The sequence below is a fragment of the Paenibacillus sp. SSG-1 genome (assembly GCF_002224835.1).
GTDB lineage: Bacteria > Bacillota > Bacilli > Paenibacillales > Paenibacillaceae > Paenibacillus_AQ > Paenibacillus_AQ favisporus.
Window position 1 is genome coordinate 1,376,430 of the sequence record NZ_MBRK01000001.1, and the last position, 23,313, is coordinate 1,399,742.

Consider the following 23,313-nt stretch of genomic DNA (forward strand, 5'->3'; position numbering starts at 1 on the left):
ACAAGAGAATGGAAAAATTACGTTCAGTAGGCATCATCGGCACAGGCAAATACGTTCCTGAGAAAATATTAACCAACAGCGATCTGGAAAAGATGGTAGAGACGAACGACGAATGGATCGTCTCCCGCACCGGGATCCGCGAGCGGCATATCGCTTCTCCGGAACAAGCGACTTCGGACCTGTGTTATGAAGCGGCCCTGAAGGCGCTCGAGTCCGCCGGGATGTCGGCTGAAGAGCTGGACCTGATCGTTGTCGCAACCATCACCCCGGATACGTTCTTTCCGTCAACGGCCTGCATTCTGCAGGACAAGCTCGGCGCCAAGCAAGCCGCAGCGTTCGACCTGTCTGCTGCCTGCTCCGGCTTCGTCTACGGCCTTGCGACGGCGAGCAATTTTATCAAGACCGGCATGTACAACAACGCTTTGGTCATCGGCGCCGACACGCTGTCGCGGATTACGGATTATACCGACCGCAACACCTGCGTGCTGTTCGGTGACGGCGCGGGAGCCGTCATCCTGGGCAAAGTTCCCGAAGGCCGGGGATTTCAGTCCTTTGACCTCGGAGCCGAGGGGGCCGGCGGTACGCTGCTGAAACTGGAAGCTGGCGGTTCCAGACTGCCGGCGTCCCAGGAAACGCTCGAAGGCAAGAAGCACTACATTTATATGAACGGGCGCGAAGTATTCAAATTTGCGGTCCGCGTCATGAATACGGCCACGGAAGACGTCCTGCGCAAGGCAGGCAAAACGAAGGCCGATATCGACCTGTTCGTGCCGCACCAGGCGAACATCCGTATCATTCAGTCCGCCATGGAGCGCCTGGACCTTTCGCCGGATAAATGCGTCATCAACGTGGATAAGTACGCCAATACGTCGGCGGCTTCCATTCCGCTCGCGCTGGTGGAAGCGGCGGAGGAAGGCCGGATGAAGGAAGGCGACTGCGTGCTGATGGTCGGCTTCGGCGGAGGATTGACCTGGGGCGCATCGGTGCTGATCTGGTAATCATATGATTCATCTTATGTGAATGATCAATCGATAGCTTACGAAGTGAATTGGCTTATTCAAGCAATACAATAGAAGCTTTGCATCAAGAAGTATACGAGAGGAGCCTGAGCAATGGGGAAAGTTGCGTTTGTGTTTCCCGGACAAGGGGCCCAATCCGTCGGAATGGGTAAAGATTTCTATGATGCGGTTTCCGCTTCCCGCCGCATTTTCGAAAGTGCGGACGAGGTGCTGGGATTTCCGATGACGAATATGATTTTTGAAGGTCCGGACAGTGAGCTGAAGAAGACCTTCAATACGCAGCCTGCGCTCCTGACGGCCAGCGTTGCGGCATTCGAGGCGGTTCGCGAACAAGGCGTTACTCCTGACTTTGTCGCCGGACACAGCCTGGGCGAATACAGCGCCCTGGTGGCTTCCGGCGTGCTGAGCTTTGAGGATGCGGTAGGAACGGTCCGTGCGCGCGGCGAATTTATGGAGCAGGCGGTTCCGGGCGGACAAGGGGCCATGGCCGCCGTGCTCGGTGCCGAACGCGAAGCGCTGGCCGAGCTGTGCCGCAGCATCACGGCCGAAGGACATCTCGTGGAGCTGGCCAACCTGAACTGCCCGGGGCAGATCGTCGTCTCCGGCTCTAAGGAGGGCGTCGCTCTTGTGGGCGAGCGCGTGAAAGAAGCCGGAGGAAAAAGAGCGATCCCGCTTGAGGTAAGCGGACCTTTCCATTCCTCGCTGATGAAATCGGCTGCCGAGAAGCTGGGCGGGAAGCTGCAGCCGCTTCACTTCGATGAACCGGCTATTCCCGTGATTGCGAACGTGACGGCCCGTCCGGCCGCGTCTGCGGAGGAAATCCGCGGATTGCTGGTGGAGCAGGTATACTCTCCCGTGCTGTGGGAGGATACGGTGACCTATCTCATCTCCCAAGGGGTGGATACGTTTGTCGAGATCGGTCCCGGAAACGTGCTGACCGGCTTGATCAAAAAGACGGATAAATCCGTCAAGCTGATTAACGTAAGCAGCCTGGACAGCCTGGAGACGCTCAAGGCCAGTCTTGAACAATGATTACGCAGGAATCTTTGGGTATACTCTAGGAAAGGAGGAATGGGCATGTCTAAGCCTTTACAGGGACAGACAGCACTCGTTACCGGCGGCTCCCGCGGGATCGGCCGCAGCATCGCGCTTGCGCTGGCCGAAGCCGGGGCTAACGTAGCCGTCAACTATTCAGGCAGCGAAGCCGCCGCCAAGGAGGTCGCGGAGCAGATCCGTGCGCTTGGCGTGGAGGCGATCACCGTTCAAGGCAATGTCGGTAAAAGCGAACAGGCCGAAGATCTCGTTAAAGAGGTCGTTGCAGCGTGGGGCAAAATCGATATTTTGGTCAACAATGCGGGGATTACCCGGGATAACTTGCTGATGCGCATGAAAGAGGAAGAATTCGATCAGGTGATCGAAACGAATCTGAAGGGCGTGTTCAACTGCCTGAAGGCGGTCAGCCGTCCGATGATGAAGCAGCGCTACGGCCGGATCATCAACATTTCATCGGTCGTCGGTGTTCTGGGCAACGCCGGGCAGGCCAATTATGTCGCCGCCAAAGCGGGGGTAATTGGCCTAACCAAATCGTCTGCGCGTGAGCTCGCCTCGCGTGGCATCACCGTTAACTGTGTCGCACCAGGTTTTATTGATACCGATATGACACGAGAGCTGCCTGAGGATCTCCGGGCGAAGATGCTGGAAGACATTCCGCTCGCCCGCCTCGGACAGCCTGAAGAAATTGCCAAAGTCGTGGTTTTCCTAGCGACGGAAGGGGCATCCTACATGACAGGGCAGACGCTTCATGTGGATGGCGGTATGTACATGTAATACCGGAAATCTAGGAAAAACAGCGAGATAACCGTTTTCATTGCGTCTATGGCATTTTGAAAACTTTTCTCGTATAATACCAAAGAGGAGGTGAACCGGATGTCCGATGTATTGGAGCGTGTAAAACGCATTGTCGTCGATCGCTTGGGTGCTGACGAAGCCGAGGTTACACTGGAAGCATCTTTTAAAGATGATCTTGGTGCTGATTCTCTCGACGTTGTTGAACTGGTGATGGAATTGGAAGATGAATTCGATCTGGAAATCTCTGATGAAGATGCAGAGAAAATTACGACCGTAGGTGAAGTTGTAAACTACATACAATCTCATACCTAAGTCATTTGATAAGTCCCGTACTGCTCTTACAGGCGGGACTTCTCCTCATTTTCCAAGTGAATCGGCTTTACAAATAGGATAATTGATTTTGCAGATGCTGTTTATATAGAGGTGAACTTATTGATGCACAGAGTGGTTGTTACCGGGATGGGTGTTGTTACGTCACTGGGCCACGATTTGGACACTTTCTGGAATAACCTGATGGAAGGCAAATCCGGTGTGTCCCAGATCGAATCCTTTGATGTCAGCGACTACCCTACACAGATTGCCGCTTCGGTGAAAGACTTTAATCCCGAGGCGTTTATGGACCGGAAGGATGCGCGCAAGATGGACCGATTCGTCCAGTTTGCCGTTGTCGCCGGCAAAGCGGCCCTTGAGCACAGTGGGCTGGATATTCAGAAGCACTCCGATCCGAACCGGGTGGGCGTATCCATCGGTTCCGGCATCGGCGGCCTCGGAACATGGGAAGACCAGCATAACGTTTTGCTGGAGAAGGGACCGAAGCGGGTCAGCCCGTTCTTCATCCCGATGATGATTGCGAACATGGCCTCCGGCCAATTGTCGATTATGCTGGGCGCCAAAGGCCCGAACACGACGCCTGTGACGGCATGTGCGACCGGATCGCACGCTATCGGCGACTCGTACAAGCTGATCCAGCGCGGCGATGCCGACGTGATGATCTGCGGCGGAGCTGAAGCGACCATCCGGCCGACGGGAATGGCCGGCTTTTGCGCTATGCGCGCCATGTCCACCCGCAATGACGAACCGGAGAAAGCGAGCCGTCCGTTTGACACCGGCCGTGACGGATTCGTCATGGGTGAAGGTGCAGGGATTCTCGTTCTGGAATCGCTGGAGCACGCGCAAAAACGCGGGGCCAACATTATCGCCGAAGTGATCGGCTATGGGCTGAGCGGCGACGCTCACCACATGACCGAGCCCGATCCGGACGGACCGGCGCGCTGTATGTCTATGGCGATGCGCGATGCGGGCATTCAGCCGGAGGACGTGGACTACATCAACGCGCATGGCACGTCGACGCCGGTTGGAGACCGTTCCGAGACGATCGCGATCAAGAAAGCGCTGGGAGACCATGCGTACAAGGTTGCGGTCAGCTCGACGAAATCGATGACGGGCCACCTGCTGGGAGCCGCTGGCGGCGTTGAAGCGGTCATTTGCGGCCTGTCGCTGCAGAACCAGATGCTGGCGCCAACCATTAACTTGGACAACCCGGATCCGGAATGCGATCTGGATTATGTTCCGAACGTTGCACGAAAGGCTGATTTGGACGTTGTCATGTCTAACTCTTTTGGATTCGGCGGCCACAACGCCACTGTAATCCTGAAGAAATTCGAGCAGTAAGGGGACGATTTGTTGAGTGGAGATCTGAAGCAGTTACAACAGAAACTTCAAATCCAATTTCACAATCGGCTGCTGTTGAAGCAGGCTTTTACCCACGCTTCCTACGTCAATGAGCACCGTTTCAGCCAGCAGCAGGATAACGAGCGCCTGGAATTTCTGGGCGACGCCGTGCTGGAGCTGACGGTTTCCGAGTATTTGTACAACCTGTTTCCGAACCGGCCCGAAGGAGAGCTGACCAAGCTGCGTGCGGCGATCGTCTGCGAACCCTCGCTGGTGAAATTTGCCGAGCAGCTGGAGTTCGGGCAGTACGTTCTGCTGGGAAAAGGTGAAGAGCTGACCGGCGGGAGAACCCGCCCGGCCCTGCTTGCGGATGTGTTTGAATCGTTTGTAGGAGCGCTGTATCTTGACCAAGGCCTGGAAGCGGCGCGGGCGTTTCTGGACCGCTACGTGTTCCCGCTGCTGGAAGAGGGCGGCAAAGTGCACATGAGCGATTTCAAGACAGAGCTGCAGGAGCTGACGCAGCACCATAACATGGGCGTTCTGGAGTACCGGATTGTGGAGGAACGCGGTCCGGCGCATGAACGCGAGTTTGTCTCCGAGGTGTATATGGGGAATGAGCGTGTGGGAAGAGGATCGGGCCGCTCGAAGAAAGAGGCGGAGCAGCAGGCTGCGGCCGAAGCGCTGAAGCAGCTGAAGCTGGCCGGTAACGGCTCCCTGTAAAGCATGGACAAACAAAGAGCAAAGAGCAGTCGCCTTTCGGATGGATGGCAGGAAGAGCCTTCAGACTGCTTTTTGCTCTTTATTCATTGGGAATATGCTTGTCCTCGCAAGCTGCAATGTTGTGGTATTATTAGGTTTAGAGGTGATTGAGGGAATATGTTTTTAAAACGGATCGAATTAGCCGGTTTCAAATCGTTTGCCGACAAAACGGAAATGGAATTTGTCCGCGGAATTACGGCTGTCGTCGGTCCCAACGGCAGCGGCAAGAGCAACATTTCCGACGGCATCCGCTGGGTGCTCGGGGAACAGAGTGCCAAGTCGCTGCGCGGGGGCAAGATGGAGGATATTATCTTTGCGGGAAGCGATGCGCGCAAAGCCGTCAATTTCGGCGAGGTGTCGCTGACCCTGGATAATGAGGATCATGCCCTGTCCCTCGATTTCAACGAGGTGACTGTGACGCGCCGTGTGCACCGCAGCGGAGACAGCGAATATTTTATCAACAAGCAGTCCTGCCGCCTGAAGGACATCACGGAGCTGTTCATGGACACAGGCATCGGCAAAGAGGCATATTCCATTATCGGTCAGGGCCGGATCGAGGAGATTTTGAGCACCCGGTCCGAAGACCGCAGAGGTATTTTTGAAGAGGCATCGGGCATCGTTAAATATAAATCCCGTAAAAAGGACGCCGTCCGCAAGTTGGATGAGACCGAGCAGAATCTGGTTCGGATCCACGACCTGGTCGTTGAGCTGGAGGATCAGATCGGTCCGCTGAAGGAGCAGTCCGAGAAGGCGATCCACTATAAACAGCTGCGGGAGCAGCTGAAGCATAAAGAAATTTCGCTCTACGTGTACCAGATCGAGCAGATTCACGCCGCCTGGAGCGAAGCGAATGCCAAGCTCGCCGTGCTGCAGGAAGAACAGCTTCAGCTGTCCACCGTCGTGTCGGCGCATGATGCCAAGCTCGAGAGCGACCGCGCCCAGCTCCGCAAGCTGGAGGAAGAAGTGGAGACGCTGCAGGGTGAGCTGCTTCAGTACAGCGAAGCTTATGAGAAAAGCGAAGGCTATGCAGAGGTGCTCCGCGAACGCAAGCGGAACCTGGAAGCGAACCGGGAGCAGCTGGCCGGGTCGCTGACGGCAGGGGACGAGAGATTCGAAGACCGCAAAGCGGAAATCGACCTGCTGAAGTCCAAGCTGGATGCTTCGCGGGACGAGCTGAAGGCGCTTAGGGATCAGCTGTCGGCCGAAGAATCGAAGCTGGCCGGCGTGACTGGAGGCATCAGCCAGCAGCAGGAAGAAACGTTAAAGGGTACGCTGCTGGAGCTGATGAACCAGATGGCGCAGACCCGCAACGAGATCCGCTATGCGGATCAGCAGCAGGAGGCGCTCTCCCGCCGGATGAACCGCGCCGCGGAGGAAACCGGCAAGTGGGAAACCCAGAAGGAGGAGCTGCTGAAGCGCAAGCAGCAGCTGGATTCGGCCATCGAGAAGCTGGGCGGGGAAATCCGCGAGCTGCGCGGCGGGTACATAAGCGAGAGCGAGCGGTATCAATCGCTGCAGCGGCTTCTGGACGAGAGCCAGGGCACGCTCCGCAAATGGGAGCAGAAGCGCGAAGCTCAGGTATCCCGCCGGGATACGATGAAAGAGATGGCCGATGATTTTGACGGCTTTATGCTGGGCGTCAAGGAAGTGCTGAAAGCGTCCCGGCGCTCCATCCTGTCCGGCGTGCACGGGGCTGTGGCCGAGCTGATCCGCGTGCCTGAGAAGCTGGAGCTGGCGATGGAAACTGCGCTCGGCGCATCCCTTCAGCATATCGTCATGGATAATGAAGCGGTCTCGCGCCAGGCGATCTCCTTCCTGAAGCAGCGGCAGCTCGGCCGCGCGACCTTCCTGCCGCTCGATGTCATCCGGCCCCGCAACATTTCGGCGGGTGACCGCTCGATGGTGGAAGGCGTGGAAGGCTTCGTCGGCATCGGGGCCGACCTGGTGCAGTTCGACGGCCGGTATGCGCCGGTCGTCGGCAGCCTGCTCGGCAACGTTATCATCGCGGAAAGCCTGGAAGTGGCGAACCGGATTGCCGCCAGATGCCAATACCGCTACCGGGTCGTCACGCTGGAAGGCGACGTCGTCAATGCCGGCGGTTCGATGACAGGCGGCAGCCAGCATAAGAAAAACAGCAGCCTGCTCGGCCGCAAGCGCCAGCTGGACCAGCTCGATCAGGAGATCAACGATACGGAGGTTCAGCTGCGCAAGCTCCGCCAGAGCATTCAGGAGGTCAAGGTTCAGCTGACCGAAACGCAGGCCAAGCTGGACGAGCTGCGCCAGTCCGGCGACGAGAAGCGCATCGAGGAACAGCGCTTGTCCAGCGACCTGAAGCAGCTGGAGCATGAGCTGCGGCATGTGCTGGAGCAGGTGGAAGTGGCCGATCAGGAGAAGACCGGCTTTAACGAGGAGAACAAGGAGCTTGAGGAAGCCCGGGCGAATGCTGTCAAGAAGCTGGCCGAGCTGGAGGAAGAAGAAAAGGCGACGCATCAAGCCATCCAAGCTGCCGAATTTGCCCGCAAAGCGAGCGAATCGGCGAAGGAGGAGCTGCAGAGCCAGCTTACCCAGCTTAAAGTCAGGGAAGGCAAGCTGGATCAGGAATGCTTCTCCTTGGAGGAGCAGTTAAAACGAATGCAGAGCGAATTCAATTCGCATGATAAAGAGCTGCGCCAGACGAAGACGCTGCTCGCTTCGATCGAGGCGGATCTGGAGACCAACGCGAAGGAATCCATTCAGCAGATCGAAGATTTGAACCGGTATCGGCTCAAGAAGGAGCAGGCATCCGAGCAGCTGGACTTCAAGCGGGCGGCCCGGACGCAGCTGTCGAAGAAGCTGGAGCTGGAAGAGAGCGAAACGAAAGAGCAGCGGACGCGCCTCAAGGCGGTGGAGGATCAGCTGCGCCAGACCGAAATCGGCGTGAACCGGCTTGACGTGGAGCTGGAGAACATTCTGAAGAAGCTCAGCGACGATTATGAGCTGAGCTACGAGCTGGCCAAGCAGCGCTATCCGATTCCGGATGACGTGCCTGCAGTTCAGACCGAGGTGCGCGAGCTCAAGCGGGGCATCACCGCGCTGGGCGACGTCAACCTCGGTGCGATCGAGGAATACCAGCGGGTCAACGAGCGGTACGAATTCCTGAATGAGCAGAAGCAGGACCTGGTGGAAGCGAAGACGACGCTCTATGAGGTCATCCGCGAGATGGACGACGAAATGTCGAAGCGGTTCAAGCATACCTTTGACGCCATCCGCCGCGAGTTCGGTACGGTCTTCGTGAAGCTGTTTGGCGGCGGCCGGGCGGATCTGGTGCTGCTGGATCCGGAGCATCTGCTCGAGACCGGCATCGACATCGTGGCCCAGCCCCCGGGCAAAAAGCTGCAGAACCTGCAGCTGCTCTCCGGCGGGGAAAGGGCGTTGACGGCGATGGCGCTGCTGTTTGCGATTTTGCAGGTCAAGCCGGTGCCGTTCTGCGTGCTGGACGAGGTCGAAGCCGCGCTCGACGAAGCGAACGTGACACGGTTCGCGCAGTATCTCCGTGAGTTTTCCGAGCAGACCCAGTTTATCGTTGTGACCCACCGCAAGGGAACGATGGAAGAAGCCGACGTCCTGTACGGGGTTACGATGGAAGAGGGCGGCGTATCGAAGCTGGTGTCTGTGCGGCTGGAAGACGACGAAGCGGAAATTGCTTAAGCATATTCAACCTTAGAGATGGAGGAGACCTATGAGCTTTTTCAGAAAGCTGAAAGAGAGCATTTCAAGCAAGACTGAATCCGTAACGAAGCAGTTCCGGGACGGATTGGAAAAAACGCGCAAAGGATTCGTGGAACGGGTCACCGACCTGATGACGCGCCGCAAAAAGATCGACGAGGAGTTCTATGAGGAGCTCGAGGAAATTCTGATCGGCGCGGACGTGGGCGTGAACACGGTCATGGAGCTGATCGACGATCTGCGTACCGAAGTGAAGAAGCAGCGGATTGAGGATGCGGTGGAGCTGCAGCCGATCCTTTCGCAGAAATTGATGGAGCTGCTGCGCGGCGATGACGACAACGCGCTCCGCATGAATGAAGACGGCATTACCGTCATTCTATTTGTTGGAGTCAACGGCGTCGGCAAGACGACGACGATCGGCAAGCTCGCCCACCGCTTCAAGCAGGAAGGCAAAAAGGTGCTTCTTGCCGCCGGCGATACGTTCCGTGCCGGGGCGATCGAGCAGCTCGAAGTGTGGGGCGAACGCGCAGGCGTAGAGGTCATCAAGCAGCATGCCGGCTCCGATCCGGCCGCGGTCATGTTTGACGCGGTTCAGGCTGCCAAGCAGCGCCAGGCGGATGTGCTGATCTGCGACACGGCGGGACGCCTGCAGAACAAAACGAACCTTATGGAGGAGCTGAACAAAATTTTCCGCGTCATTCAGCGGGAAATTCCGGGTGCTCCGCATGAGGTGCTGATGGTGCTTGACGCAACGACGGGACAGAACGCCCTCAGCCAGGCCAAGCTGTTCGGGGAGAAGAGCGGGGTCACCGGTCTTGTCCTGACGAAGCTTGACGGCACGGCGAAGGGCGGTATCGTCGTGGCGATCCGCCAGGAGCTCAACCTTCCGGTGAAGCTCGTAGGCCTTGGTGAGAAAATGGAGGATTTGCAGCCGTTTGATTCCCAGCAGTTTGTTCATGCCCTGTTCGCCGGACTGATCCAGGAGCAGGAGGCGGAAGGCGCAGCGCAGGATGAAACGCAGCACTGATCCGTATTGCGCGGATGTACGCATAACAATAGGACATAAAAAAAGAAGGATGGCATGCAGCCACCCTTCTTTTTTGCGTTGGGCCGAGCAAAATGCCTCCAGCCTCGCCGCATTTTTGGCTTCAAACAGAAGCAATCAGACATCCTTGAGGTCTGACCGTGAAGTGAATCGACGAGCTGCGGGTCGTGTTTCGAACCCGTCGAACCCGTCAAACCCGTCAAACCCGTCAAACCCGTCAAACCTGTCATATCCGTTAATCCGTCAGCACTCTGACAAACTCGACCGACCGGAGCGGCACGATGGCCACATCCCCCGGTGGGCCGTACATAACCGGCGGAACCTTCAGCATCAATGAAGCGTCGTTAACCGAGATGAGCGTGCCGGTGATCATATCGCCTGGCGTCATGACTTCGACTTCCGAGTTTATGAAGCCGCGAACCAATTCTTTGAAATCCATGGTTGTTCTCCTTTCGAGTGGGATTGATTGTCATTGGTTACTGAACCGAAGTAATCCGGCTGAACGGAATGATCAGCAGGTCACCGCCGCTCTCGCGGAGTTCGACCGCGTCTTCGGCTACCGTCAGCACGACGCCCTGCAGGGTAGCACTGGCCGTATCCACCCGGACCTCGCTGCCGATCTTGCCTGCAAAGTAGGCGTGCAGCTCGGGATTGTCCGTAATGCCCGTCATAACTTCTTCTTCCAGTCTTGCAACGCGATCCGCCAGCGACTCCAACTCCTCGATCCGTCGGGCCAGCCGTCTGATTTCCTCCTTAAGCTCCTTCCATTCCCACAAGTGCTCATTCAGCTTTGTTTCAATCTGACGCACGTCATCCTTCACATGATGAAGCTCATGGCTCAGATGCAGGATCTGATCATGCAGCTGTCGGATCCGGATTTTCCAATGCTTATGATTCCAGAAAAACGTCATGGCTCTTATTCTCCTCCTTTAATTCATTGGCAGTTGCTTTCCCGAAAGGGACTATGATCGGTAAGACTCGATTTCTTCCTTAAGCCGACGCAGCTGATGCAGGCTTTCACGCTCCGCGCGGCGGATCGCCTTTTCCTGCAGCTTTATTTCTTTGGGACTTTCCTCCAGAAACGCGTCGACCCTGTTTTGCAGATCTTCGTAAGGCAGCTTGTAATCGCAGTAGTATTTTTTCATCCCGAACGCATCCAGCAGGCTCTCAACCTTGCGCATCTGGCTCAGGGCGAATACCGGTTTCCCGGCGCGCAGGGCGACCAGGGCGGGGTGGAGCTTGTAGGTGATCAAATAATCGACCGACTGGATATAGCTGTACGTCAGGTCTAATTCCATCAGCATAGGCAGCGTTTCGGCGGATGCCCCCGGGAGGGCCTCCTTGATCCGGGAGAGCATTTGCTGGCAGACCGTAAGGTCCGAGTAAATATTAGTGGGGTGGTTGATCACGGGGATAAAAACAAGGTGGTAACCCTGCCGGATCAGGTGGAGCGACAGCTGCAGCATATTTTCAAAAGGGAACGAAGGGTAAGCAAACAGGCACAGGCCGATGGTCGGCCGGCTGGAGAATCGTTTGACTGGGTAGTCAGGCTGCCTGTACGCAAATACGATATCGTGGGCCTGCTGAACATGCTGATGGAATCCGGCTCTTTGTGCGATATCGGCCGAACGGCTGTCCCGGAATACGGCCATTTGCGCCGTGCGGATATAATTCCTGTATTTCGCAACCTGGTCCGCTGGCCAGCTGGACTCCGGGTAGTTGTCCACGATGCCGACGCCGTACAGCCATTTGGGGTGGTTCTTGAGCGCATCCGGAAAATAATAAGGGTTAAACGAATACGGCGTGATCAAGTCTCCGCCCCCGATAATGACGTGGTCGGTTTGCGCCGGATCGAGACGGCTGGTCCACGGATATACCACATGGCCATCGAATACCTGCTGCAGCGTTCTCAGAAAAAGATCGTCACCGAAGTTGCCCATGCCGTAATAACCGCATACTCCAATGTTCAACGATAAACGCCTCCTTTCATTCAGACCTCAGCTCGCTCTTGCGCCGCAGCGTGTCCATAATGACCTGGTGCGCGGCTTCGCCCCGGTCTTCCCAGCGGTTGCTTCGCGCATATTCGATCCGAGCCAGCCGCTGTTCACGGGAGTCGGGCTCTTCAAGCATCCGGCCCAGCTTGGCGATAAAATCGTCGTGTGTTGTCGCCGTCGTGACATGGGGTTCCATACGGATGCATTCCGGAAGCGCCGTCGACAGTACAGGCACACCTGATGCCATATATTCATAAGCTTTTACAGGATTGGTTGCCAGGGTAATGGGGTGATACTGAAAAGGGATTAACGCGACGTCGATATGCTGAAGATATTTTTTGAGCTCGGTGTGAGGCTTCTCGCCCAGCACATGAACATTCGGAAGCCTGGCATAGTCGGGGATATCGCCGTAGGCGGCACCGATGGACACGAAATGCACGTCCGGATAGTGCGACGCCATCTTCGCGAAAAGATCGTGATCGAGCCAGTAGGCCCAGGCGCCGATATAGGCGGCGACTTTCCCCTGCGGCAGGTCTTGAGGGCGCTGGGACGGGGCGGGATCGAAGAAGGAAGCATCAGCTCCGTTCGGGATCAGCGTTACCGGTTTATCAGGATAGGCCAGCTCCAGGCGCATCCGGATGGATTCGGCTGTGCAAACCAAATGGTCGGAAGCATCCACCATCTTGACTTCATACTTGGCCCAGTGCGGAAACTCATCACAGCAATCATAGATGATGGCATCCGGACGGTAGAGGGAAGTCAGACGTGTGCGCTGTTTGGCCCAGGTGGTCCAGCCCACGACCGCATGGTCTTCGCGAAGCTTCTTCAGCTTCTTCATAAATGCGTGATGGTCGGTGAACAAAAACACGTTCGGCTCCACTTCTATGAATTCACGGTCCAGCGGCGCCAGGTTTTCAAAGAATACGAGGTGGCCCCTGGCCCCTAGCTGAGTCATGAGCTGCTGCGGCCGCTGCTTCATGTACTTCCAGTTCATCGTTTTCGGATAAATAATGATTGCCATAGTTTACATACCTCCTTTCAACCAGCCGCTTACAATATATGCTTTGATAGCTTTATAGAATTGGATGAAAGGACCAATTACAGCCGAAATGGGGAAAGAGCCCGGCCGACACGGATAGCATGTCAGTCCATCATGAGCCCCGCCATGGGATAAGCCCAGGGAAAGTGGAAATGCGGGCGGCTTGGAGGTTATAATGGTGAAAATAAAAGGATTGATGAAGGGGTTGTTTATGGCTAATACACACACTTATACCCGGAAGGAAGAAGTGGCGAACGCCATTACCCACGGCATCGGGGCACTGCTCAGCGTTGCCGCATTGGTGGTGCTGATCGTATTTTCCACCATGAAGGGGACGGCATGGCATATCGCCAGCTTTTCGATCTACGGGACGACGATGCTGATTTTGTACATCAACTCCACCTTGGTACACAGCTTTAAGGAGGGCAGGGTCAAGGATCTGTTCGAAATTTTTGACCATTCCTCGATTTACTTGTTCATTGCGGGCTCGTATACGCCGTTTATGCTGGTTGCGATCCGGGGACCGCTGGGGTGGTCGCTGTTCGCTACCGTATGGGGGATTGCACTGCTCGGCTGCGTGTTCAAGGCATTTTTTACGAAGCGATTTCTGTTTATGTCCACGATTTTCTACATTATTATGGGGTGGATGGTCGTGGTTGCCTGGGGGCCTCTGACGGCTGCCGTGGCTTCGGGAGGCATCTGGCTGCTGGCTGCCGGCGGGATCCTGTACACGCTTGGTACCGTTTTTTACGTGTGGAGGGGCTTTCCGTATCACCATGCGATTTGGCATTTGTTTGTGCTTGGCGGGAGCGTGATGCATTTTTTTGCGGTGCTGATCTATCTGCTTCCTTGGTCGTAAAGATAGAAACAAGAAACTTTTCAAGATGACAAGGATATTTGCTTGACATCTTTCTTTGTTTTCTGTATGATAAGGAACGTTAAAGAACTGTAAAGTGTTTTTCCTTGACGAAGGGAGTGTCCCTCAGTGAGTCAGGAGAATCGGCTCGAGAAGACGAATCGAATCAACCTTTTGTTTGATTTCTATGAACAGCTGCTGACAGAGAAGCAGCAGACGTTCCTTAAATATTACTTTCATGACGATTTCTCCCTCGGGGAGATTGCAGCCGAGTTCGACATCAGCCGTCAGGCCGTCTATGAGCATATCAAGCGGGCTGAGCAGGTGCTGGACATGTATGAAGAGAAGCTGGGACTGCTGCAGAAGCATGAGCAGCGCAGCCAAGAACTTGAGCGGCTGCAGAGCATTACGGAGTCCAGCAGCATGTCTGAATCCGATAAAACGAGAATATATCAAATCATAAATCAATTGCAGCAATTGGAATAAAGCGTTAGAAGGAGGTGGCGGTTCATGGCATTTGAAGGATTGACGAGCCGGCTGCAGAACGTATTCAGCAAGCTGCGCGGCAAAGGCAAGGTGTCCGAGGATGACGTTAACGAAGCGATGCGCGAGGTGCGTCTTGCGCTCCTGGAAGCTGACGTTAACTTTAAGGTCGTCAAGGATTTCGTCGCCAAGGTGAAAGAGAAGGCCATCGGCACCGAAGTGATGGAGAGCTTCACGCCGGGCATGGTCATCATCGACATCGTTAATAAAGAACTGACCGAGCTGATGGGCGGAAGCCAGGCGAAGCTGGCGAAGGCGAACAAGCCTCCGACCGTCATTATGATGGTAGGTTTGCAAGGGGCCGGTAAGACGACGACATCAGGCAAGCTGGCGAAGATGCTGCAGAAGCAGAACCACCGTCCGCTGATGGCGGCGGGCGATATTTACCGCCCTGCGGCGATCAAGCAGCTTCAGGTGCTGGGTGACCAGATCGGCGTACCGGTATTTACACTCGGCGACAAGACAAGCCCGGTGGAAATCGCGAAGCAGGCTTATCAGCATGCCAAGGATAACGGGAACGATTATCTGATCATCGATACGGCGGGACGCCTGCACATCGATGAAGAGCTGATGGAAGAGCTGCGCCAAATCCACAGCGAGGTGAAGCCGGACGAGGTGCTGCTGGTTGTGGACGCGATGACAGGCCAGGATGCCGTCAACGTCGCGGATCACTTCAACAAGCAGCTGGATCTGACGGGCGTCGTGCTGACCAAGCTCGACGGCGATACCCGCGGCGGTGCCGCGCTGTCCGTTAAGGCCGTAACCGGCTGTCCGATCAAGTTTGCGGCGCTCGGCGAGAAGATCGATGCGCTGGAGCCGTTCCATCCGGAGCGGATGGCTTCCCGGATCCTCGGCATGGGCGACATGCTCTCGCTGATCGAGAAAGCCCAGTCGAATATCGACACGGAGAAAGCCAAGGAAATGGAACGTAAAATGCGCAACGCCGAGTTTACGTTCGACGATTTCCTGGAGCAGATGGAGCAGGTGAAGAAGCTTGGCCCGATCGACCAGATCATGGACATGATCCCGGGGATGGGCAAGCTGAAGCAGACCAAGGATCTGAAGGTCGACGAGAAGCAGATGGGCCGCATTGAGGCGATCGTCTTTTCGATGACGAAGGCCGAGAAACAGAATCCGGATATCATCAACCACAACCGCCGCAAGCGGATTGCGACCGGCAGCGGCACATCGCTCGCCGAGGTCAACCGGCTGATCAAGCAGTTTGACGAGATGCGCCGGATGATGAAGCAGTTCTCGGATATGATGGGTCCGAAGGGTCCGAAGGGCAAGGCTTTAAAGCAGCTGAAAGGATTGGCCGGCAAAGGCGGCATGAAGTTTCCTTTCCGTTAATCACTGCATTTCTATATAGACAGCTTTCCCTCCGCTAAGGCGGGAGGCTGTCCCCACTCTTATTTTGTTGAAGGAGGTGAATTTCGTGGCAGTACGTATTCGTCTGAAACGCATGGGTGCTCATAAAGCTCCTTTCTACCGTATCGTGGTATCGGATTCCCGTTCCCCACGTGACGGCCGTTTTATCGAAGAAATCGGTTACTACAATCCGGTCAACCAACCGGCTGACGTAAGAATCGATGAAGATAAAGCACTGGCGTGGCTGCAAAACGGTGCGCAAGCATCCGACACAGTCCGCAACCTGCTGAGCAAAGCAGGCGTGCTTAAAAAGTTCCATGAGCTCAAGCAGCAGAAATAATGACTGATCGTGAGGGTTATCTATGGAAGAATTAGTTGGTGTTATTGCTAAGGCTTTGGTGGATCATCCTGAAGAGGTGGCTGTGAAGACGGTGGAGAAGGATCACCTGATTGTCTATGAACTGACCGTGCATCCCGAGGATGTGGGGAAGGTCATCGGCAAGCAGGGCCGGATCGCCAAGGCGCTTCGAACAGTCGTGACTTCTGCAGCAGTCAAAATGGATAAACGCGTGACCGTGGATATCATATCTTAAAGATATACGAAAGGGGGTTAGGATGCATGTCCTAGCCCTTTTTCGTACATGCTGAAGATTATATAATAGATCCGTGCAATACAAGGCGCGCCGAAGCGCCGGCGCCACGAAGCTAGGAGGAGAACATGCCGGAAACACTTTATAAGGTTGGCAAAATCGTCAACACCCATGGCATCAAGGGAGAAATCAAAGTGTTGTCGTACACGGATTTTCCCGAGGTCCGTTTCGCCAAGGGGAGCGAGCTCATGATCGTTCCGGAGGACGGGGGCAAGCCGGTCGACGTGACCGTCCAATCTTCCCGCCTTCATAAAAATATGTACATCATCAAATTGGACGGCTACGACAATATTAATGATGTAGAGAAATTTAAGGGCAGCATGCTGAAAGTCGGCAAAGAGCATCTCTTGGAGCTGCCGGAAGACGAGTATTACTTCCATGAAATTATCGGCTGCAGCGTCGTGACCGATGAAGACAAGGAGCTTGGAGTTGTAACGGAAATTTTGACGCCCGGCGCGAACGACGTATGGGTAGTCCAGCCAAAGGGCGGCAAGAGCATCCTCATCCCCGTCATTGATGATGTCGTCCTTGATGTAGATATTCCGAACCAAAAAATACTCGTTCATATTATGGAAGGACTGCTGGACTAATGAGAGTGGATGTGCTGACCCTGTTCCCGGAAATGCTGGATGGGGTTTTCCGGACAAGCATTCTCGGCAAGGCCCAGGAGAAAGGAATCATCTCGCTTCATACCGTCAATTTCCGGGATTACTCCGGGAATAAGCACGGTACGGTCGACGATACGCCTTATGGCGGAGGCGGGGGGATGGTTCTGAAGCCGGAGCCGATCTTTGCGGCTGTCGAGGACCTGCTGGAGAATGCGGGACATCAGGCCAAGCCAAGAGTCATCCTGATGTGTCCGCAGGGGGAAACCTTTTCCCAGAAAAAAGCGGAGGAATTCGCGAAGGAAGAGCATTTGATCTTCATCTGCGGCCACTACGAGGGATACGATGAGCGGATTCGCGAGCACCTCATCACCGATGAGCTGTCGATCGGCGACTACGTCTTGACCGGAGGCGAGCTTCCGGCGGCGGTCGTAATCGATGCGGTCTCCCGGCTGCTGCCCGGCGTGCTGGGCAACGAAACGTCGGCCGTGACGGATTCCTTCAGCACCGGGCTGCTGGAGTACCCGCACTATACCCGCCCGGTGGAGTTCCGGGGCTGGAAAGTGCCGGACATGCTGCTGAGCGGCCACCACGCGAACATCGAGGCTTGGCGCCGGGAGCAGGCGCTGAAGCGGACGCTGGAGCGGCGCCCGGACCTGCTGGATGAGGTGGAGCTGACCGACCGGGACCGCAAGACACTGGAAAAGCTCCGCAGGCTGAAAGATACCGATGGCGGACTTGAATAACCAAGCTGTAAACCACGGCCCCTGGGTTCTGCCAGGGAGTGGTTTTTTAGCGTCAGATGCGTTAGTCTGGATATAAGGTTGTCTGAATTTGTTGAGCATCAAGAACACGAGCACCAAAGTAAAATTGGTCATGACAGGAGGATATTATGGATTATAAAGCATATTTTCAAACCCATCGCGATCAGCATCTGAACGAACTGAAGGAATGGTTGTCCATTCCGAGTATTTCCGCATTGTCCGAGCATAAGCCGGACGTTAAGCGGGCGGCGGAATGGCTGGCGGAGACACTCAAAAAGGCCGGCCTTGAAAACGTGAAGATCCACGAAACAAACGGCCACCCGATCGTCTACGCGGACCATCTGCATGCACCGGGACAGCCGACGGTTCTCGTCTATGGGCACTATGACGTGCAGCCGGTAGACCCGCTGAACCTGTGGGATACACCACCCTTCGAGCCGGCCGAACGCGACGGCAAGCTGTACGCCAGAGGGGCAACGGACGATAAGGGGCAGATCTTTTTACATATTAAGGCGGTGGAAGCGATTCTTCAGCAGGAGAAGCAGCTTCCGGTCAACATCAAGTTTTGCGTGGAGGGCGAGGAGGAAGTCGGAAGCCCGAACCTTCCGAAGTTCCTGGAGGCACAGCAGGAGCTGCTGAAAGCCGATGCGGTTCTGATCTCGGATACGTCCCTGCTGGAAAAAGGAAAACCGGCGATCTGCACCGGTCTTCGCGGTCTGTGCTCACTGGAAGTTCATGTCCATACAGCCAATACAGATCTGCACTCCGGCAGCTACGGCGGCGGCGTGCCGAATGCGCTGCATGCGATGGTCAGCCTGCTCGATTCCCTGCATGATGCCAAGGGCCGCGTGACGGTGGAAGGCTTCTACGAAGGCGTTCCGGAGCTTACGGAGGCGGATCATGCCGAGTTTGCGAAGCAGTCCGGAGACGAGAACAAGCTGAAGCGCGACCTTGGCCTTGACGAGCTGTACGGGGAAGAGGGGTACACGTTTGCTGAAAGAACGGGCGCCCGCCCAACCCTAGAGCTGAACGGCGTCTACGGCGGATTCCAGGGCGAAGGCAGCAAAACGGTCATCCCGAAGGAAGCCCATGCGAAGATTACATGCCGTCTGGTGGGACATCAGGATCCGCAGGACATCTTGAACAAAATCGAAAAGCATATCTACAGCCACGTACCGACGGGCGCCAAAGCAACCGTCATCCAGTTCGAGAAGGGCAATGCATTTACGATCGATCCGTCCACGCCGATTCTGCAAAAGGCGGCGGAAGCCTACGAGGAAGTATACGGCACGCGTCCCGTATTTACGAGAGATGGAGGCTCCATCCCGATCGTGGAGACGTTCTCCCGTGTACTGGCCGCTCCGGTCGTATGCATGGGCTTTGGCCTTCCCGACGAAAACCTGCATGCACCTAACGAGCACTTTAACCTGGAAAACTTCGATCTCGGCCTGCTGACCATCGTCGATTTCCTGAAAAGAGTGTAACGATCTCCTGGATAAGGAGTCCTGAAAAGGATCATAAATGAATGAAATCGCCGGATCGAGAGCTGTCAGCTCGGATCTGGCGATTTTTATATTAGCCTTAAATAAGGAATGACCTGGATTCGAACCGTATGCTGATGAATTCCATGGTAATTCCACATCACTACGGACTGTGAAACCTAATTATTCTCCGTTGAAATTTTATAACACAATCAATATAATTGTTTTGTAATATTATTTTATAGCGAGACGTAGGAGTCTTTTTGCTACAATTCTTATCCGCTTGAAGAGCAGCAGCTAAAGACGGGTCGAGCTGACATGAAATAACCCGATGGAAAAGATTTTTTGCAGAATTCGTTTGCACGTACGATCCACTGTAGAAGGAGGAGTTATATTGAAGATCATTCCGATGGATGCCGAATGGCTTGACGCGATGTTTGACCTTTGGAACGGGGAACTGGGCGGCCATTTTCCGATGCGCAGGGAACTGATGAAGCAAAATACTTTTGAAGATGTGAACGTGTATGGCCCCGCTTCCGGGCTGGCTGTTGACGGGGAGGGCCGTCTGCTTGGGTTCGTGATCGCCAAGAAGTGGCAGGAGCCGGCGCGCGAAATGCAGCTGGGTGACGGCGGGGGATGGATTCAGGCCATCGTCGTCCGCCGCGATGCTCAGGGTCAGGGCATAGGGTCAGGGCTGCTCCGTCATGCCGAGAACGCCTTGCGCGAAGCCGGAGCGGTATCGGCCAGCATCGGGCGTGACCCGTGGCACTATTTTCCCGGGGTGCCGCTCGCACTGCCGGAGGTTAAGTCGTGGTTCGCGCGCCGCGGGTACGAATACTTGTACGAGGTGTTCGACCTGGTGAACGAAACCTCGGACGATGGCCTAGAGCGGCCCGAGTATCGGGATGGAGCCTTGGCCCGCCTGCTTGTCCCGGGAGACCGGGAAGAGATGCTCCGATTCTTCAAGCGGTGCTTTCCGGGACGCTGGTATTACGAGGCGCAGTGCTATTGGGAACGGGGAGGGCAGGGAAGGGAATTCGTCGGCCTGTTCCTTGGGGACGAAATGATCGGCTTTTGCCGCGTGAACGACGGCGAGTCCCCGCTGATTGCCCAGAATACGTATTGGGCGCCTCTGTTCAGTGAACCGCTTGGCGGCATCGGGCCGCTCGGCGTGGACGACCGGTTCCGCGGGAAAGGCTACGGGCTGGCGATCGTTCAGGACGGGGTCGCGGAGCTGACGGCCAGAGGCGTGAAGCACCTGGTGATCGATTGGACGGAATATGTGGATTTTTATGCCAAACTTGGTTTTCGGACGTGGAAAGGATATAATATCGGCAAAAAAGCACTGATGTAGCTCTCAGAAGGAGGATGATGCATGAATCCGGCAAAAGCAATTTGGAGGTTCTTTTTTCCCAAGGAGCGGATCCTGATCTTCACATCTTTCGACGCAGACAGCTATGCAAGGGCCAAGTCCAGACTGCTGAGCGGAGGGATCCGCCACCGCTCGCGCATCGTGAGCCAGCCGACCGGCCGGGACACCTTTACGGGCCGCGGAATGACGCAGTACGACTTGTACGTGGCCCAGGAGGATGAGCATGCCGCAAGGCAGCTCCTGTAGTCACAAAGCGGATGATCCGAGCTGCGAAAAATCGGTAACTGCCATTTTCGCAGCTCGGAGACAACCAGCCCCCGGCAAATGGCCGGGGGCTGGTTGTGGCTGCGGCGTATGGGCGGCTATTCGTCCAACTTGGCAATCGTGGTAAATACGTCGTACAGCTTCTGATCCGGGTGCTGACGCTCGGTGTGCTTTTCTACAAACTCTGTCAATTTCTCAAAAAACGCTTTGGCTTCATCTTCCGTCAAATAGACCTCGGAATGGGACAGGTTCCCGGCAGGCTCCTCCTGGTTCTGAGCCTTCAGAAACTTACGCTTGCTCTCCTCATACAAATCCTCCAGCAGCTTTTGCGTTTCGGACCGGAAAATTTTCTGGGCCGCCTCATCAATGTCCTTGCTGCGCTTAATCCGTACGGATCCTTTGAAGGCTTGATAATATTTGGCCGTGATTCCGTTTATTTGCTTGGTGTGCACGAGGACAATTAACCCGATGCTCTCCAGCTTTTTGGCGTGATAGTAGACCTTGGCCGGAACTTCCCCGAGTTTGTCAGCGATATCTTTGATCGTCATTGGCTGGTCGGCCTTCTGAAAGCAGCTTAATATTTTCAAACGGTATGGATCGGAATAAATCCGGATCTCCTCGATCGTGCTCAGTTCTTTGGTCTCCAATGTTGTGCACCTCTACATTTCCCGTATCTTGTTTTCCGGATCGTTTATCCCCATTATAAGCCGAGATGGCTTCCGAGCACAAAATGTTTCCAACGCTTTAGATTTTCATAAATCCTTTCTGGCTCCACAGATAGACCCCCGGTATCAGCATCAGCAGCCCAAAAACGAGGTACAGCACGTGGACCCCGACGAATGCTCCGGCCCAACCGGCCAACAGGCTTCCGACGGGAATGGCGCAGGTGCAGATCGTGCTCGACAGTGCCCCAACCCGGCCAAGCATCGCTTTGGGGGTGACTTCCATCATATAGGTGGATACCGGCGTGTTGATAAACGAAATGGCGAATCCCATGCCAAAGCAAAAGGCGGCCGCGGCATAGAGAGGATATTCCCTTAGAAGGGCGGGGACGTAGAGTAGGCTGTACGTAACCCCGAGCAGCAAAAATCCGAACACGATCAGACTGCTTTTGCGGTAAGCGGAACCCTTCTGGCTGATCCAAAGGCCGCTGATAATCATGCCGGTAATCAGGGCGATGCCGATCAAACTGAGGCCGTATGGGCCCGAGTGGAGTATTTGTTTGACATAAACGGGCTCAAGCACGTTTTTGGGCGTGAGGCAAAGATTCACGAATGCGGCCGAAAGCATGGTCATCATCATCAGCTTGTGGCCTTTAACGAACTTCAGGCCGGTTTTAAACTGGCTCCAGTAGGACGGGCTTTCCTCTTCCTGTATCAGATCTGCGTCGTCATCGTTTTCCTGCCCACGATCCCGGTCGATACGGATCCAGACGTACAACAGGGCGGCCAGCAGAAAAGACAAGGCGTCGATCAGCATCGCTCCGGAAATGCCGAGCATGGCGATCAGGCCGCCAGCTGCGGCCAGACCGGCAAGCTCTGCGGTGCGGGAGGCAGACGACGTCAGCGAATTGCCGCTGAGCAGCAGCTCCTTGGGCAAAATGCGGGGAACGAGGGACATCTCCGCCGGCGTGGAGAAGCATTCGAGCGTAGAGTTGATGAACGTAAAAATAAACAGGTGCCACGGCTGCAAGTCTCCTATGAAATAGAGTAGCGCCGTCACGGTTACCGTGATACCCCGGCCGGCATTCGTCACGATCACGACCTTTTTCTTGGACCAGCGGTCGACCAGGACGCCGGTAAACATACTGAAAGCAATGCCTGGAACGAAGTTGATGGCGTACAGTGTTCCCATTAGCAGCTCGGAGCCGGTAAGCAGGTAGACCATCCAGCTGTAGGCGATGGAATCCACGGAATCCCCGAATCGTGAAATGATTTTGGCGGTGATCATTATTAGATACAACTTGTGTTTCGCCAGCCTGCGCACACCTTGATTCTGCTGAAGCAATACGGTTTCGCTCATGAAAGGACATCCCCATTCAATTTTTATTAACGTTAAAATTATTTTAATGATAAATTTATTTTAACGTCAATTCCGATTTTGGCAAGAAGTTTTTTAAGATTATAGAATTAATAAATTTCAGCGAAGCTGAACCATTCTATAATCGCAAGAAAAACTTCCTTTTAAATGCGGTCTGTCTTCTTTGAAGGTACGTCGATAGACGTTTTTCTTACAATTGGGTCAGCCTATTTTTCGGTGTGCAGTATCTGTCTTTGGGAGAGCGAGACTTTGCTATTTTTTCAACCGAGGGGCGGCGCAACAACTGAAAG

General features: G+C 55.1%; 24 protein-coding genes. 18 read left to right on the forward strand and 6 right to left on the reverse strand.

All coding sequences use genetic code 11. The features are described from left to right. Window positions 1-8: 8 nt before the first annotated feature. From BCV73_RS06415 to ftsY, 8 genes are all read left to right on the forward strand, one after another. On the forward strand, window positions 9-998 hold the full coding sequence (locus BCV73_RS06415) for a beta-ketoacyl-ACP synthase III (RefSeq protein ID WP_143811832.1): 990 nt from the start codon (window positions 9-11) through the stop codon (window positions 996-998). Window positions 999-1,112: 114 nt separating this feature from the next. Next, window positions 1,113-2,051, forward strand: coding sequence for an ACP S-malonyltransferase (gene fabD, locus BCV73_RS06420; RefSeq protein WP_089546521.1), 939 nt, complete (start codon window positions 1,113-1,115; stop codon window positions 2,049-2,051). A 45-nt stretch (window positions 2,052-2,096) separates the two neighbouring features. Beyond that, on the forward strand, window positions 2,097-2,846 hold the full coding sequence (fabG, locus tag BCV73_RS06425) for a 3-oxoacyl-[acyl-carrier-protein] reductase (RefSeq protein WP_076168247.1): 750 nt from the start codon (window positions 2,097-2,099) through the stop codon (window positions 2,844-2,846). A gap of 99 nt (window positions 2,847-2,945) precedes the next feature. Beyond that, window positions 2,946-3,179 carry an acyl carrier protein gene (gene acpP / locus BCV73_RS06430; RefSeq protein WP_019638123.1) on the forward strand — a complete coding sequence of 78 codons (234 nt, stop codon included), beginning with the start codon at window positions 2,946-2,948 and terminating at the stop codon, window positions 3,177-3,179. Window positions 3,180-3,299: 120 nt separating this feature from the next. Beyond that, on the forward strand, window positions 3,300-4,538 hold the full coding sequence (gene fabF, locus BCV73_RS06435; protein WP_089546522.1) for a beta-ketoacyl-ACP synthase II: 1,239 nt from the start codon (window positions 3,300-3,302) through the stop codon (window positions 4,536-4,538). Window positions 4,539-4,550: 12 nt separating this feature from the next. Further along, on the forward strand, window positions 4,551-5,258 hold the full coding sequence (gene rnc / locus BCV73_RS06440) for a ribonuclease III (RefSeq protein WP_076168242.1): 708 nt from the start codon (window positions 4,551-4,553) through the stop codon (window positions 5,256-5,258). Window positions 5,259-5,414: 156 nt separating this feature from the next. After that, on the forward strand, window positions 5,415-8,984 hold the full coding sequence (gene smc / locus BCV73_RS06445; protein ID WP_089546523.1) for a chromosome segregation protein SMC: 3,570 nt from the start codon (window positions 5,415-5,417) through the stop codon (window positions 8,982-8,984). Between the two features lie 31 nt (window positions 8,985-9,015). Further along, a complete protein-coding gene (gene ftsY, locus BCV73_RS06450) occupies window positions 9,016-10,029 on the forward strand; it encodes a signal recognition particle-docking protein FtsY (RefSeq protein ID WP_089546524.1) in 1,014 nt (337 codons plus the stop codon). A 253-nt stretch (window positions 10,030-10,282) separates the two neighbouring features. On the opposite strand, the gene BCV73_RS34945 is transcribed toward ftsY, so the two are convergent. The 4 genes from BCV73_RS34945 to BCV73_RS06470 are packed head-to-tail and all read right to left on the reverse strand — an operon-like array spanning window position 10,283 to window position 13,062. Then, a complete protein-coding gene (locus BCV73_RS34945; RefSeq protein WP_076168236.1) occupies window positions 10,283-10,486 on the reverse strand; it encodes a hypothetical protein in 204 nt (67 codons plus the stop codon). Window positions 10,487-10,523: 37 nt separating this feature from the next. Continuing rightward, window positions 10,524-10,958: a hypothetical protein gene (locus BCV73_RS06460; RefSeq protein ID WP_244867304.1), complete on the reverse strand. Its 435-nt coding sequence runs from the start codon at window positions 10,956-10,958 to the stop codon at window positions 10,524-10,526. A 51-nt stretch (window positions 10,959-11,009) separates the two neighbouring features. Further along, the gene (locus BCV73_RS06465) at window positions 11,010-12,017 is read right to left on the reverse strand and encodes a polysaccharide pyruvyl transferase family protein (RefSeq protein WP_089546525.1); all 1,008 of its coding nucleotides are present in this window, start codon (window positions 12,015-12,017) and stop codon (window positions 11,010-11,012) included. Between the two features lie 16 nt (window positions 12,018-12,033). Further along, window positions 12,034-13,062 (reverse strand): glycosyltransferase, encoded by a 1,029-nt coding sequence (locus tag BCV73_RS06470; protein ID WP_089546526.1) that lies wholly within the window; start codon window positions 13,060-13,062, stop codon window positions 12,034-12,036. 229 nt (window positions 13,063-13,291) lie between these two features. Between BCV73_RS06470 and trhA the strand changes: the two genes are divergently transcribed. From trhA to BCV73_RS06520, 10 genes are all read left to right on the forward strand, one after another. Further along, on the forward strand, window positions 13,292-13,939 hold the full coding sequence (gene trhA, locus BCV73_RS06475; protein WP_076169553.1) for a PAQR family membrane homeostasis protein TrhA: 648 nt from the start codon (window positions 13,292-13,294) through the stop codon (window positions 13,937-13,939). Between the two features lie 126 nt (window positions 13,940-14,065). Next, window positions 14,066-14,422, forward strand: a complete 357-nt coding sequence (locus BCV73_RS06480) for a putative DNA-binding protein (RefSeq protein WP_089546527.1) — start codon at window positions 14,066-14,068, stop codon at window positions 14,420-14,422. A 24-nt stretch (window positions 14,423-14,446) separates the two neighbouring features. Next, window positions 14,447-15,829: a signal recognition particle protein gene (ffh, locus tag BCV73_RS06485; RefSeq protein ID WP_076168228.1), complete on the forward strand. Its 1,383-nt coding sequence runs from the start codon at window positions 14,447-14,449 to the stop codon at window positions 15,827-15,829. An 85-nt stretch (window positions 15,830-15,914) separates the two neighbouring features. Next, window positions 15,915-16,187, forward strand: coding sequence for a 30S ribosomal protein S16 (gene rpsP / locus BCV73_RS06490; protein WP_076168226.1), 273 nt, complete (start codon window positions 15,915-15,917; stop codon window positions 16,185-16,187). Between the two features lie 22 nt (window positions 16,188-16,209). Further along, window positions 16,210-16,440 carry a KH domain-containing protein gene (locus BCV73_RS06495; protein WP_076168224.1) on the forward strand — a complete coding sequence of 77 codons (231 nt, stop codon included), beginning with the start codon at window positions 16,210-16,212 and terminating at the stop codon, window positions 16,438-16,440. 125 nt (window positions 16,441-16,565) lie between these two features. Continuing rightward, a complete protein-coding gene (rimM, locus tag BCV73_RS06500; protein ID WP_089546528.1) occupies window positions 16,566-17,087 on the forward strand; it encodes a ribosome maturation factor RimM in 522 nt (173 codons plus the stop codon). After that, window positions 17,087-17,848, forward strand: a complete 762-nt coding sequence (gene trmD, locus BCV73_RS06505) for a tRNA (guanosine(37)-N1)-methyltransferase TrmD (RefSeq protein ID WP_089546529.1) — start codon at window positions 17,087-17,089, stop codon at window positions 17,846-17,848. The genes rimM and trmD overlap by 1 nt, the downstream gene beginning before the upstream one ends. Before the next feature lie 146 nt (window positions 17,849-17,994). Next, complete coding sequence (locus BCV73_RS06510) at window positions 17,995-19,350, forward strand: dipeptidase (RefSeq protein WP_089546530.1); 1,356 nt, start codon at window positions 17,995-17,997, stop codon at window positions 19,348-19,350. Window positions 19,351-19,741: 391 nt separating this feature from the next. Further along, window positions 19,742-20,701 carry a GNAT family N-acetyltransferase gene (locus BCV73_RS06515; RefSeq protein WP_089546531.1) on the forward strand — a complete coding sequence of 320 codons (960 nt, stop codon included), beginning with the start codon at window positions 19,742-19,744 and terminating at the stop codon, window positions 20,699-20,701. A 21-nt stretch (window positions 20,702-20,722) separates the two neighbouring features. Next, entirely contained in the window at window positions 20,723-20,965 is a 243-nt protein-coding gene (locus tag BCV73_RS06520; RefSeq protein ID WP_076168215.1) for a hypothetical protein, read from the forward strand. Window positions 20,966-21,081: 116 nt separating this feature from the next. Here BCV73_RS06520 and BCV73_RS06525 read toward each other — a convergent pair whose 3' ends face one another. After that, the gene (locus BCV73_RS06525) at window positions 21,082-21,630 is read right to left on the reverse strand and encodes a helix-turn-helix domain-containing protein (protein ID WP_089546532.1); all 549 of its coding nucleotides are present in this window, start codon (window positions 21,628-21,630) and stop codon (window positions 21,082-21,084) included. 97 nt (window positions 21,631-21,727) lie between these two features. After that, window positions 21,728-23,005 (reverse strand): MFS transporter, encoded by a 1,278-nt coding sequence (locus BCV73_RS06530; RefSeq protein WP_089546533.1) that lies wholly within the window; start codon window positions 23,003-23,005, stop codon window positions 21,728-21,730. Between the last annotated feature and the right edge of the window lie 308 nt (window positions 23,006-23,313).

Coding starts and splice junctions, on each gene's coding strand:
- BCV73_RS06415 (WP_143811832.1), top strand. CDS start 9: ATGGAAAAATTACGTTCAGTAGGCATCATCGGCACAGGCAAATACGTT.
- fabD (WP_089546521.1), top strand. CDS start 1,113: ATGGGGAAAGTTGCGTTTGTGTTTCCCGGACAAGGGGCCCAATCCGTC.
- fabG (WP_076168247.1), top strand. CDS start 2,097: ATGTCTAAGCCTTTACAGGGACAGACAGCACTCGTTACCGGCGGCTCC.
- acpP (WP_019638123.1), top strand. CDS start 2,946: ATGTCCGATGTATTGGAGCGTGTAAAACGCATTGTCGTCGATCGCTTG.
- smc (WP_089546523.1), top strand. CDS start 5,415: ATGTTTTTAAAACGGATCGAATTAGCCGGTTTCAAATCGTTTGCCGAC.
- ftsY (WP_089546524.1), top strand. CDS start 9,016: ATGAGCTTTTTCAGAAAGCTGAAAGAGAGCATTTCAAGCAAGACTGAA.
- BCV73_RS34945 (WP_076168236.1), bottom strand. CDS start 10,486: ATGGATTTCAAAGAATTGGTTCGCGGCTTCATAAACTCGGAAGTCGAA.
- BCV73_RS06460 (WP_244867304.1), bottom strand. CDS start 10,958: ATGACGTTTTTCTGGAATCATAAGCATTGGAAAATCCGGATCCGACAG.
- BCV73_RS06470 (WP_089546526.1), bottom strand. CDS start 13,062: ATGGCAATCATTATTTATCCGAAAACGATGAACTGGAAGTACATGAAG.
- trhA (WP_076169553.1), top strand. CDS start 13,292: ATGGCTAATACACACACTTATACCCGGAAGGAAGAAGTGGCGAACGCC.
- ffh (WP_076168228.1), top strand. CDS start 14,447: ATGGCATTTGAAGGATTGACGAGCCGGCTGCAGAACGTATTCAGCAAG.
- BCV73_RS06495 (WP_076168224.1), top strand. CDS start 16,210: ATGGAAGAATTAGTTGGTGTTATTGCTAAGGCTTTGGTGGATCATCCT.
- rimM (WP_089546528.1), top strand. CDS start 16,566: ATGCCGGAAACACTTTATAAGGTTGGCAAAATCGTCAACACCCATGGC.
- trmD (WP_089546529.1), top strand. CDS start 17,087: ATGAGAGTGGATGTGCTGACCCTGTTCCCGGAAATGCTGGATGGGGTT.
- BCV73_RS06510 (WP_089546530.1), top strand. CDS start 17,995: ATGGATTATAAAGCATATTTTCAAACCCATCGCGATCAGCATCTGAAC.
- BCV73_RS06520 (WP_076168215.1), top strand. CDS start 20,723: ATGAATCCGGCAAAAGCAATTTGGAGGTTCTTTTTTCCCAAGGAGCGG.
- BCV73_RS06530 (WP_089546533.1), bottom strand. CDS start 23,005: ATGAGCGAAACCGTATTGCTTCAGCAGAATCAAGGTGTGCGCAGGCTG.